Here is a 12,049-nt window from a genome sequence, read left to right as displayed (position 1 = left end):
TGAGGTCTCTTCTGATTTGTTAGCGCAACCAGTAGATCACACTTCATCGTGCTTTTCATTTTTCTGGGGAACCCTCAGCCCACAGGGAGAGGGCGAAAACCATAAAAAAACCCGCCGAGGCGGGTTTTTTGCTTTTACATCAGCGGCATTGCTCGCTGCACGATATCAATCAGCGGCTGCGGATAGATACCGAAGATCAGCACCAGCAGCGCGGAGATCAGCACCACAATACCACCTGCGCTGTACTGCCAGTTGCCTGGTGCGTCACGGTTGAGCTGCTGAGGCGCGCTCAGATACAGGCTCACGGCCACACGCAGATAGTAGTACAGACCGATTGCCGAGCCGATAACCACGCCCGCAGTCAGCCACCACAGGTGCGCCTGCACACCGACAGCCAGCACGTAGAACTTACCGATGAAGCCCAGCGTCATTGGGATACCCGCCAGAGAGAGCATCATCACGGTCATCACCGCAGACAGGATCGGACGGTGCCAGAACAGGCCACGGTAGGAGAACAGTGAATCTGCATCCGGGCCACGGTACGGGCTGGACATCAGGCTCACCACGCCGAACGCGCCGAGGCTGCTGAACAGGTAACCGGCCAGGTAAACGCCTACGGTTTCCATCGACATCTCACCGCTCTGCAGCGCAATCAGTGCCACCAGCAGGTAGCCCAGATGAGAGATGGAGGAGTAACCCAGCAGACGTTTAATGTTGGTCTGGCTCAGCGCCATCAGGTTACCAAAGATGATGGAGACGAACGCGATAATCCCCAGCACCGTGCGAACTGCTTCGCTGTCACCTACCGGTGCGTACAGGAACAGGCGCATGACCACACCGAAGATAGCGATTTTGCTCGCCGTCGCCAGGAAGGTAGAAACCGGCGCCGGTGCGCCCTGGTAAACATCCGGGGTCCACAGGTGGAACGGAACCAGAGAGAGTTTAAAGCCGAGGCCAACAATCATCATGCCCAGACCCGCCAGCAGCAGCGGCTCGTGCAGCATGCCGTCGCCGAGGCTCTTGCCAAGCGCCATGAACGAAAGGTTACCGGTCTGCGCGTACAGCAGCGCAATACCAAACAACAGGAAGGACGAGGCAGCAGCAGACAGGATGGTGTACTTGATGCTCGCTTCCAGAGAGCGCTTCTGACGGAAGGCGTAACCAATCAGGCCGAACAGCGGCAGAGAGATAAGCTCAATGCCGAGGAACAGCGCAGCCAGATGGTTTGCATTCGCCAGCAGAATGCCGCCGAGTGCGGCAATCAGTACCAGCAGGTAAAACTCTTCTTTGTTGTCGTTGTAGCCTTCGAGCCACGGATAGGCAAAGGTACAGGTCGCCAGGCTCGCCAGCAGAACCAGCCCCGTGTACAGCATGGCATAGCCGTCAACGCGCATCAGCGGGGTGACGTCCATCGCCCCGCCCTGGCCAACAAACCAGAGAGAGACTAACGCGGCGTTCAGTCCGATGACCGACAGCGTGGCATTCAGGAAGTGATTGCGTCGCCACGCAATGGAGAGCATCACAACCACCACCGTCAATCCGACGATCAGCAGCGGTAGCAGCGCGATCAGTTGTTGTGGAGTTATTGTCATGGCGAATTACGGCCTTGTAGTAGAAGCAGAATTAACAAACCACTGCTGGATATTACCCATCGCGGAGTGCGAGGTATCCAGAATCGGCTGCGGGAAGAAGCCCAGCAGCACCAGCAGTACGACCAGCAGCAGGATGATGAACAGCTCACGCAGCGACATCCCCGGCAGTTCTTGTGCAGCAATTTCGCTCTTCGCTTTACCGAAGTAAGCACGGTGCAGCATCGCCAGCGAGTAGACGGACGCGAACACCAGACCAAAGGTGGAGATGACGGTAATCATCGGTACCACTTTGAAGCTGCCGAACAGAATCATAAATTCGCCGACGAAGTTACCGGTACCTGGCATACCCAGGGTCGCCACCGCGAAGAACATGGACAGCGCCGGCAGCCATTTAATTTTGCTCCACAGACCGCCCATCATACGCATGTCACGGGTATGCAGACGTTCGTACAGCTGACCACAGAGGATGAAGAGACCGGCTGCGGACAGACCGTGCGCAATCATCTGGATCACCGCGCCCTGGTACGCCAGCTGGCTGCCGGTGTAGATAGCAATCAGCACGAAGCCCATATGGGAAACGGAGGTGTACGCAATCAGACGTTTGATGTCGTACTGCGTGAATGCCATCCAGGCACCGTAGAAGATACCAATCACACCCAGCCACATGGCAATCGGTGCGAACTCAGCGGACGCGTTCGGGAACAGTGGCAGCGCGAAACGCAGCAGACCGTAGGCTGCCGTTTTCAGCAAGATGCCCGCCAGGTCAACAGAACCTGCGGTTGGCGCCTGAGAGTGCGCATCTGGCAGCCAGCCGTGCAGCGGTACGACCGGCATTTTCACCGCGAAGGCGATGAAGAAGCCGAGCATCAGCAGGTATTCCACACCGTGAGACATCGGGGTCTTCAGCAGGTCTTCATAGTTGAAGGTCCAGACACCGGTCGCATTGTGGTGCACAAACACCAGCGCCAGAATGGCAATAAGCATCACCAGACCACTCGCCTGGGTATAGATGAAGAACTTAGTGGCCGCCGTGATACGCGTTTTACCGTCGGACGCCTTATGGCCCCACAGCGCTATCAGGAAGTACATCGGCACCAGCATCATCTCCCAGAAGAAGAAGAACAGGAACATGTCGATGGCAAGGAACACGCCGATTACGCCGCCCAGGATCCACATCAGGTTCAGGTGGAAGAAGCCCTGGTATTTTTCGATTTCTCGCCAGGAGCAAAGTACCGCCAGAACGCCGAGCAGACCGGTCAGCACCACCATCAGCAGCGACAGACCGTCAATCGCCAGGTGGATCGTAATGCCGAAACGCGGGATCCACGGCAGGATAAACTCAGACTGCCACTGCGGAATGCCCGCAGACTGGGTCAGGGAGTAGCCACCCTGCAACCAGAGTTGCAGACCAAGCGCGAGCGTCAATCCCATGGTGATCAGCGCGATCCAGCGCGGCATCTTCACGCCAAAGCGTTCAGTCTGCCAGCACAGGAAGCCGCCGATGAAGGGAATTAATATTAGCCAGGGTAGTAACATGGCGATTTACATTCCTTTTTAAGGCCCCCAGCAGGGGCCTGATTTTCAACGAATTCGAATAAAATTCACTTTACGATCAACGCAACACCATCAGCAGCGCCAGCACGACAACCGCACCGATGCTCATGGACGCCACATACCAGCGCAGGTAACCGTTCTCGCTGTACAGCAGGCCTTTACCTGCAAAGCGGGAGAGGATCGCCGGGATATTCATCAGGCTGTTCAGTGGGTCGCGCTTCAACAGCCACGCAATGCCCAGGAACGGCTTAACGAAGATCATGTCGTACAGCCAGTCGAAGCCCCACGCGTTGTACCACCAGGTGCCCAGCAGGCGGCCTGGCGCACTGTTGGCAACGGCAGTCACCAGCGTGCGTTTGCCCAGCCACAGCCATGCAGCAATCAGGATACCCGCGATAGCGACCACACCAGAGGTGATTTCAAGCGTCAGAACGCGGCCGTGCTCAAGCTCGGTGGTGTCTGGCAGTACACCCTGCAGCGGCGGCACAATCATCGCGCCAACGAAGGTGGACAGGACCAGCAGCACAATCAGCGGCAGGTGGTGAGTAATCCCCTTCCCTGCATGAGCGTGAATTTGTTCTTTACCGTGGAATACGATGAAAATCATACGGAAGGTATACAGGGAGGTCATAAACGCACCGACCAGACCCGCAACCATCAGATTGATATGACCATTCGCCATGGCACCGGCAAGGATTTCGTCCTTACTGAAGAAGCCCGCGGTAATCAGCGGCAGTGCCGCCAGCGCCGCGCCGCCCACCAGGAAGCAGACATACACCAGCGGGATGGACTTACGCAGTCCGCCCATCTTGAAGATGTTCTGCTCGTGATGGCAGGCCAGGATCACGGAACCGGATGAGAGGAACAGCAGCGCTTTAAAGAACGCGTGCGTCATCAGGTGGAAAATCGCCGCGTCCCACGCCTGAACGCCCAACGCCAGGAACATGTAGCCAATCTGGCTCATGGTGGAATAAGCAAGAACGCGTTTGATGTCGGTCTGCACCAGCGCGGCAAAGCCTGCCAGCACCAGCGTGACCGCACCGACGATACCCACCAGATGCAGAATTTCCGGGGTCATCAGGAACAGGCCATGGGTACGCGCAATCAGGTACACACCGGCGGTGACCATGGTCGCGGCGTGGATCAGCGCGGAGACAGGGGTTGGACCCGCCATCGCGTCGGCCAGCCATGTCTGCAACGGCAGCTGTGCAGATTTACCCACAGCACCACCAAGCAGCATCAGCGTTGCCCACCACAGCATGTTGTTGCCTGCGGCGAAGTGTGCCGGCGCCAGTTCCACCATTTCGCGGAAGTTCAGCGTGCCCAGTTCGTTGTAGAGAATGAACAGCGCGAACGCGAGGAAGACGTCACCCACACGGGTCACGACGAACGCTTTCATGGCCGCTGCGCCATTCTTCGGATCGGTGTAGTAGAACCCGATCAGCAGGTACGAACAGAGACCCACGCCTTCCCAGCCCAGATACATCAGCAGCAGGTTATCGGCCAGCACCAGAACCACCATGCTGGCGATAAACAGGTTAGTGTAGGCGAAGAAGCGGGAGTAGCCCTCTTCACCGCGCATGTACCAGGAGGCGAACATATGGATCAGGAAGCCCACGCCGGTCACCACGGAGAGCATGGTCAGCGAGAGACCATCCAGCACCAGGTTAAAACCGATGTTGAAATCACCGACCGACATCCAGGTCCACAGCGGCACGCTGAAGGCCTGACGCCCGTTGTTGAAGAAATCGATACCCGCATACGCTGTTACCAGCGCAGCCAGACCGACAGATCCCATGCCGACGGTCGCAGACAGATTCTCAGACCAGCGGCCGCGAGAAAACGCCAGCAGCACGAAGCCAATCAGCGGAAAAATAATGGTTAAGGCAAGCATGTTCATCCACGCAACTCACTTACTGAATCGATGTTCAGGTTCTGGCGGCGACGATGGAGCTGCAGCAACAGCGCCAGGCCAATACTCGCTTCGGCAGCCGCGAGGCTGATGGCGAGAATGTACATCACCTGACCATCGGTCTGGCCCCAGTAGCTTCCGGCGACCACGAAGGCCAGCGCGGAGGCGTTAATCATGATTTCCAGACCGATCAGCATAAACAGCAGATTGCGGCGGATAACCAGACCGGTTAAGCCCAGAACGAATAAAATCGCAGCGAGGATCAGTCCATGTGTTAAGGGGATCATGCGCGTTCCTCCGTTTTTCTTTTCGCGCGGTCGTCAGTGCGGTTGCTCAGCACCTCACCAGCACGCTCTTCGCGGCCAACGTGGAAGGCAACAACCAGACCCGCCAGCAGCAGCATAGAGGCCAGTTCAACCGCTAGAACGTATGGGCCAAACAGCGTGATACCCACTTCTTTCGCGCCGATTGGCGTACCGTCGATGCCCTGGTCGTTCACGCCGAGAATGGCATAAACAATTACCACCAGCATGATGGCCGACAAAATTGCCGGGCCAATCCACACCTGCGGTTTTAACCACTGACGTTCCTGCTCAATTTCAGAGCCGCCCAGGTTCAGCATCATCACCACGAAGACGAACAGCACCATGATGGCACCGGCGTAAACGATGATTTCCAGCGCACCGGCAAAGTGCGCGCCGAGCGCAAAGAACACCCCGGAAATAGCCAGCAGCGAAATGATTAAGTACAGCAGCGCATGCACCGGATTGGTGTGCGTAATCACTCGTAGCGTAGCCAGGATGGCGATAAGGCCACAGATATAAAAAGCGAATTCCATTGCCCTCTCCTTACGGTAACAGGCTCTTGACGTCGATAGGCTTGGCTTCGTTCTCTGCTTCGCCCTTATCTTTGCCGTCGATTGCCATACCCGCCATCCGGTAGAAGTTATATTCCGGGTATTTGCCCGGACCGGAAATCAGCAGATCCTCTTTCTCGTACACCAGGTCCTGACGCTTGTACTCACCCAGTTCGAAGTCCGGGGTGAGCTGAATCGCCGTGGTTGGGCACGCTTCTTCACACAGACCACAGAAGATGCAGCGTGAGAAGTTGATGCGGAAGAACTCAGGGTACCAGCGGCCGTCTACCGTCTCTGCTTTCTGCAGAGAGATACAGCCTACCGGACACGCTACCGCACACAGGTTACAGGCAACGCAGCGCTCGGAACCGTCCGGGTCGCGCGTCAGCACGATACGGCCACGGTAGCGCGGCGGCAGATATACCGGCTCTTCCGGGTACATCCGGGTTTCGCGTTTGGCAAACGCGTGCAGGCCGATCATCCAGATACTGCGTACCTGGGTACCAAAGCCTACCAGTAATTCTTTTAAGGTCATGGTCTATAGCCCCTTATGGCTGCTGCCAGAGAATGACAGCCGCCGTTACCAACAAGTTGACGAGCGTCAGCGGCAGGCACACTTTCCAGCCGAAGGACATTACCTGGTCATAACGCGGACGCGGTAACGCTGCGCGAATCAAAATGAACATCATCATGAAGAACGCGGTTTTCAGCGCGAACCAGATGAACGGCGGTAAGAACGGGCCATGCCAGCCACCAAAGAACAGCGTTACCATCAACGCGGAAATGGTGACGATACCGATGTACTCGCCCACGAAGAACAGACCGAATTTCATACCGGAATATTCAATGTGGTAACCGTCGGCCAGTTCCTGTTCGGCTTCTGGCTGGTCAAACGGGTGACGGTGACACACCGCCACGCCCGCGATAGCAAAGGTAACAAAACCAAAGAACTGCGGGATAACGTTCCAGATGTCGGCCTGGTTGTTAACGATGTCGGTCATGTTGAATGAACCGGCCTGCGCCACCACGCCCATCAGGGAGAGCCCCAGGAACACTTCGTAGCTCAGCGTCTGCGCGGAAGCACGCATCGCACCCAGCAGCGAGTATTTGTTGTTACTGGACCAGCCTGCGAACAGTACCGCGTAAACCGCGAGCCCTGCCATCATCAGGAAGAACAGAATGCCGATGTTCAGGTCAGCCACCACCCAGGTCGGGCTGACAGGAACGATAGCAAACGCCAGCAGCAGCGAGGTGAAGGCGATCATCGGTGCCAGCGTAAAGATCACGCGATCCGAGAAGCGTGGGATCCAGTCCTCTTTGAAGAACATCTTGATCATGTCCGCGACCAGCTGGAGTGATCCCCCCCAGCCAACGCGGTTTGGTCCATAACGGTTCTGGAACAGACCAAGCAGACGACGTTCACCAAAGCTCATGAACGCACCACAGGTGACCACCACCAGCAGAATGACAATCGCTTTCAGAATGCTCAGCAGGATGTCGATAAGATCCGGCGTTAACCAACTCATGCTTTTGCCTCCTGCAGGTTATCAAGACGCGCACCCGCCAGTACCGGCGCGATGCCAGGCATACCCATCGGCAGACCGACCTGCCCTGCTGTCAGGCTTTCAGAGATAATCAGCGGCAGGCTGATGGTCTGGCCCTCGTAGCTAAAGGCAATGTTCGCACCCGCGTTCACGCCAAGCTTCGCGGCGTCTGCCGGGTTGAGCTTGATGTACGGCTGCGGCATACGCTGCTGGAATACCGGTGAACGCTGGGACAGCTCGTCGCTACCAAACAGATGGTAGTACGGCGCAATACGCCAGCTACCGTCCTGCGCCTGGAAGCTCGCCGGAACGGTGGTGAAGAAGTCCAGACCGGTTTCGGAGGCTTCAATCAGACGCACGCCCGGATCGCCGTGACGCAGTGAACCGCCCACTTCCGCCTGGAACTTGTTCCACGCCTGCGGGGAGTTCCAGCCCGGCGCCCATGCGAATGGGATCTGTGAACGCGGCGCAGACGGCTGGTTGTTCCCTTCCATGGAGAAGGCGAACATGGTGTCTTTATCCTGCGGCTGACGCGGTTCGTGCACGCTGATATTGGCACGCATCGCGGTACGGCCACTGTAACGGTGCGGTTCACGCGCCAGTTTCTGGCCGCGAATACGGAAGCTCGCTTCAGGCGCGGCATCTTTAATGCCCGCCAGCTGAGGCAGTTTTTCGACTACCGCATCGATAACGTGGTCGAGCTGCGTCCAGTCCACTTCACGGCTCTGCACGGTGCTGTGCAGGGAGTGCAGCCAGCGCCAGCTTTCCAGCATCACGGTGTTGCTGTCGTAGTACGCCGGGTCATAAACCTGGAAGAAACGCTGTGCGCGGCCTTCGTTGTTAATAACCGTACCGTCGCTTTCTGCGAAGCTTGCCGCAGAGAGCACCAGGTGCGCTTTATCCATAATCGCGGTGCGCTGATGGTCGATTACCATCACCAGCGGTGCTTTAGAGAGCGCAGCGTCAACGCGCGCGGCAGAGGCATGGCGATGCAGATCATTTTCCAGCACCACAACGGCGTCAGCGGCACCGGACTCCAGTTCGCTTAACGCTTCTTCCAGCGAGCCGCCGCCAATCATACCCAGACCGATGCTGTTCACCGCACGGGCAATCATGGTGACACCAACGTCCGCACCGCGGCCTTTCAGGGCTTTGGCGACGTTCGCTGCAGCCTGAATGATCTCGGCGCTACCGGCGTTAGTCCCGGAGATAATCAGTGGTTTCTTCGCCCCCGCCAGCGCCTGAACAATCACGTCGACTTTGCTTTGCAGGTCACGATCCAGTTCAACGGCCGGAGAGTTATTGTCCAGCGCATGGGCAATGGCAAAGCCAAGACGCGCCTGATCTTCAACCGGCGCGCAGTAGGTCCACGCGGCGATATCATCCAGACGGGTGTTGTCGACGTTCGTCACAAACAGAGGATGCTTCGCGCGCTGGCCGATGTTGAGGATTGCCGCAATCTGCCAGTCAGCCACTTTCTGTGCCGCTGCCATTTCACGTGCTTTACCCTTCACCGCCTGGCGAACCGCCAGAGCCGCGCGAGCGCCGGTCTGCGTCAGATCTTCGCCCAGCACCAGAACCGCATCATACGATTCGATTTCGCGCAGCGCAGGGGTATGAATACCGCCTTCGCGCAGCACTTTCAGTACCAGCTGCAGACGTTCCTGCTCGCCCTGAGCGATACCGGTGTAGAAGTTTTCCGCCCCCACCAGCTCACGCAGCGCGAAGTTGCTTTCGATGCTGGCACGCGGGGAGCCGATACCGATCACTTTCTTCGACTGGCGCAGAATATCTGCCGCACCCTGCATCGCCTGTTCAGCGTTCAGGGTGATAAAGTCGTCGCCACGGCGCTGAACCGGCTGACGCGGACGGTCTTTCAGGTTTACATAGCCATAGCCGAAACGACCGCGGTCGCACAGGAAGTAATGGTTTACGGTACCGTTGTAACGGTTTTCGATACGACGCAGTTCGCCGTAGCGCTCACCCGGGCTGGTGTTACAGCCCAGCGAACACTGCTGGCAGATGCTTGGTGCAAACTGCATGTCCCACTTACGGTTGTAACGCTCGGAGTGAGTTTTATCGGTGAATACGCCGGTCGGACAGATTTCTACCAGGTTACCGGAGAATTCGCTCTCAAGCGTACCGTCTTCCGGACGACCGAAGTAGACGTTGTCATGTGCGCCATACACACCCAGATCCTGACCGTCTGCGTAATCTTTGTAGTAACGCACGCAGCGGTAGCAGGCGATGCAGCGGTTCATTTCGTGAGAGATGAACGGCCCCAGGTCCTGGTTACGGTGAGTACGTTTAGTAAAGCGATAGCGACGGAAGCTGTGACCGGTCATTACGGTCATATCCTGAAGGTGGCAGTTGCCGCCCTCTTCACAGACCGGGCAGTCGTGCGGGTGGTTGGTCATCAACCATTCCACAACGCTTTCACGGAACTGTTTTGCTTCTTCGTCATCAATCGAAATAAAGGTGCCTTCGGTGGCTGGCGTCATACAGGACATCACCAGGCGACCACGCGTGTCTTCCGCGTTTTGATATTGCTTCACCGCACACTGGCGGCAAGCACCGACGCTGCCCAGCGCCGGATGCCAGCAAAAGTACGGAATATCGAGGCCAAGAGACAGACAAGCTTCCAGCAGGTTGTCCGCCCCGTTGACTTCGTATTCTTTGCCGTCTACATGAATCGTAGCCATTAGCATGCTTCCAGTTGTCTCGAATTGCTTCGAGCGTTAATCAAAATTCTGTTTTTACCAGCGTGCTTTCAGCAGGTTCGGCTGAATACCATTGATTGAATGGGTATTGCTGAACGGCTGCTTGATGCCTGCTTCGAATTCGTCGCGGAAATATTTAATCGCGCTCTGCAGCGGCTCGACGGCACCCGGTGCGTGGGCACAGAAGGTTTTGCCCGGCCCTAAGAATCGACACAGTTGCTCAAGTGTCTCGATATCACCAGGCTGGCCTTCGCCGCGTTCGATAGCACGCAGGATCTTCACGCTCCACGGCAGACCGTCACGGCACGGTGTACACCAGCCGCAGGACTCACGGGCGAAGAACTCTTCCAGGTTACGCACCAGCGAGACCATGCCGATCTCGTGGTCGACGGCCATCGCCAGCGCCGTACCCAGACGGCTGCCTGCTTTACCAATGCTTTCGAACTCCATCGGCAGGTCAAGGTGGGCTTCGGTCAGGAAGTCTGTCCCTGCCCCACCCGGCTGCCAGGCTTTAAATTTCAGGCCATCGCGCATGCCACCGGCGTAGTCTTCAAGAATTTCGCGGGCGGTGGTACCGAACGGCAGTTCCCAGACGCCAGGGTTTTTCACGCGGCCGGAGAAGCCCATCAGCTTGGTACCGGCATCTTTGCTTGAGGAGATGCCCTGATACCACTCCACGCCGTTGGCGAGGATAGCCGGAACGTTACACAGGGTTTCGACGTTGTTCACACAGGTCGGTTTACCCCACACGCCGGAGCTTGCCGGGAACGGCGGCTTGGAACGCGGGTTCGCACGGCGGCCTTCCAGGGAGTTAATCAGCGCGGTCTCTTCACCGCAGATATAACGCCCTGCACCGGTGTGCACGAACAGCTCGAAGTCAAACCCGGTGCCGAGAATGTTTTTGCCAAGCAGGCCCGCTTCGGTCGCTTCGGCAATCGCGCGACGCAGGTTTTCCGCCGCTTCGATGTACTCACCGCGCAGGAAGATGTAACCACGGTACGCTTTCAGCGCGAACGCGGAGATCAACATGCCTTCCACCAGCAGGTGCGGCAGTTGCTCCATCAGCAGACGGTCTTTATAGGTACCCGGCTCCATTTCATCCGCGTTACACAGCAGGTAACGGATGTTCATGGATTCATCTTTTGGCATCAGGCTCCACTTCAGACCGGTGGAGAAGCCCGCGCCGCCGCGGCCTTTCAGACCCGACTCTTTCACCGCATTAACGATGTCGTCCGGCGCCATGCCGCCCAGGGCTTTACGCGCCCCGGCATAGCCATTTTTGCTCTGGTATTCGTCGAGCCATACCGGCTGTTTGTCATCGCGCAGACGCCAGGTCAGCGGATGCGTCTCAGCAGTACGAATTACAGTTTTCATTTGTACTGCTCCAGCAGGTCAGGAATGGCTTCCGGCGTCAGATGGCTGTGAGTATCCTCATCAATCATCATGGTCGGCCCCTTGTCGCAGTTACCCAGGCAGCAGGTTGGCAGCAGAGTAAAGCGACCATCGAACGTGGTCTGGCCCGGCTTGATATTGAGTTTTTTCTCAATCGCAGCCTGAATGCCCTGATAACCGGTAATGTGGCAGACAACGCTGTCACAGTAGCGGATCACATGGCGGCCCACCGGCTGACGGAAGATCTGGCTGTAGAACGTGGCTACGCCTTCTACGTCACTGGCCGGGATACCCAGCACTTCTGCGATCGCATAGATCGCCCCATCCGGCACCCAACCACGCTGTTTCTGTACGATTTTCAGCGCTTCAATGGACGCCGCACGCGGGTCTTCGTAGTGGTGCATCTCGTGCTCAATGGCGGCACGCTCTGCTTCACTCAGCTCAAAAGCCTCGGTTTGTGGTTGTTGATTCTCGTGCAT

The 12,049-nt window shown here is 57.3% G+C and carries 10 protein-coding genes; all 10 read right to left on the bottom strand.

The genetic code is table 11. The annotated features are described in order from the left end of the window. Positions 1-134 precede the first annotated feature (134 nt). The 10 genes from nuoN to nuoE all read right to left on the bottom strand — a co-directional run bounded on the left by nuoN (position 135) and on the right by nuoE (position 12,049). A complete protein-coding gene (nuoN, locus tag ACOTZF_RS18740) occupies positions 135-1,592 on the bottom strand; it encodes an NADH-quinone oxidoreductase subunit NuoN (protein WP_014832756.1) in 1,458 nt (485 codons plus the stop codon). Between the two features lie 6 nt (positions 1,593-1,598). After that, entirely contained in the window at positions 1,599-3,128 is a 1,530-nt protein-coding gene (gene nuoM / locus ACOTZF_RS18735) for an NADH-quinone oxidoreductase subunit M (RefSeq protein WP_013098102.1), read from the bottom strand. Between the two features lie 76 nt (positions 3,129-3,204). Continuing rightward, the gene (gene nuoL / locus ACOTZF_RS18730; protein WP_014832758.1) at positions 3,205-5,046 is read right to left on the bottom strand and encodes an NADH-quinone oxidoreductase subunit L; all 1,842 of its coding nucleotides are present in this window, start codon (positions 5,044-5,046) and stop codon (positions 3,205-3,207) included. After that, positions 5,043-5,345 carry an NADH-quinone oxidoreductase subunit NuoK gene (nuoK, locus tag ACOTZF_RS18725; protein ID WP_003861496.1) on the bottom strand — a complete coding sequence of 101 codons (303 nt, stop codon included), beginning with the start codon at positions 5,343-5,345 and terminating at the stop codon, positions 5,043-5,045. The genes nuoL and nuoK overlap by 4 nt, the downstream gene beginning before the upstream one ends. Then, positions 5,342-5,896: an NADH-quinone oxidoreductase subunit J gene (gene nuoJ, locus ACOTZF_RS18720; RefSeq protein WP_008500212.1), complete on the bottom strand. Its 555-nt coding sequence runs from the start codon at positions 5,894-5,896 to the stop codon at positions 5,342-5,344. The genes nuoK and nuoJ overlap by 4 nt, the downstream gene beginning before the upstream one ends. Before the next feature lie 10 nt (positions 5,897-5,906). Continuing rightward, a complete protein-coding gene (gene nuoI / locus ACOTZF_RS18715; RefSeq protein ID WP_003861491.1) occupies positions 5,907-6,449 on the bottom strand; it encodes an NADH-quinone oxidoreductase subunit NuoI in 543 nt (180 codons plus the stop codon). 13 nt (positions 6,450-6,462) lie between these two features. Beyond that, a complete protein-coding gene (nuoH, locus tag ACOTZF_RS18710) occupies positions 6,463-7,440 on the bottom strand; it encodes an NADH-quinone oxidoreductase subunit NuoH (RefSeq protein ID WP_013098104.1) in 978 nt (325 codons plus the stop codon). Next, positions 7,437-10,160 (bottom strand): NADH-quinone oxidoreductase subunit NuoG, encoded by a 2,724-nt coding sequence (gene nuoG / locus ACOTZF_RS18705; protein ID WP_023621514.1) that lies wholly within the window; start codon positions 10,158-10,160, stop codon positions 7,437-7,439. The genes nuoH and nuoG overlap by 4 nt, the downstream gene beginning before the upstream one ends. Positions 10,161-10,214: 54 nt before the next feature. Then, positions 10,215-11,552 carry an NADH-quinone oxidoreductase subunit NuoF gene (gene nuoF / locus ACOTZF_RS18700; protein WP_003861487.1) on the bottom strand — a complete coding sequence of 446 codons (1,338 nt, stop codon included), beginning with the start codon at positions 11,550-11,552 and terminating at the stop codon, positions 10,215-10,217. Beyond that, entirely contained in the window at positions 11,549-12,049 is a 501-nt protein-coding gene (gene nuoE / locus ACOTZF_RS18695) for an NADH-quinone oxidoreductase subunit NuoE (protein ID WP_003861486.1), read from the bottom strand. The genes nuoF and nuoE overlap by 4 nt, the downstream gene beginning before the upstream one ends.

It is taken from the genome of Enterobacter cloacae complex sp. SHL021 (assembly GCF_049237765.1).
In the GTDB taxonomy this organism is placed as follows: domain Bacteria; phylum Pseudomonadota; class Gammaproteobacteria; order Enterobacterales; family Enterobacteriaceae; genus Enterobacter; species Enterobacter cloacae.
The sequence above is the reverse complement of the archived record's forward strand: the minus strand, read 5'-3'. Positions and strand labels throughout refer to the sequence as shown.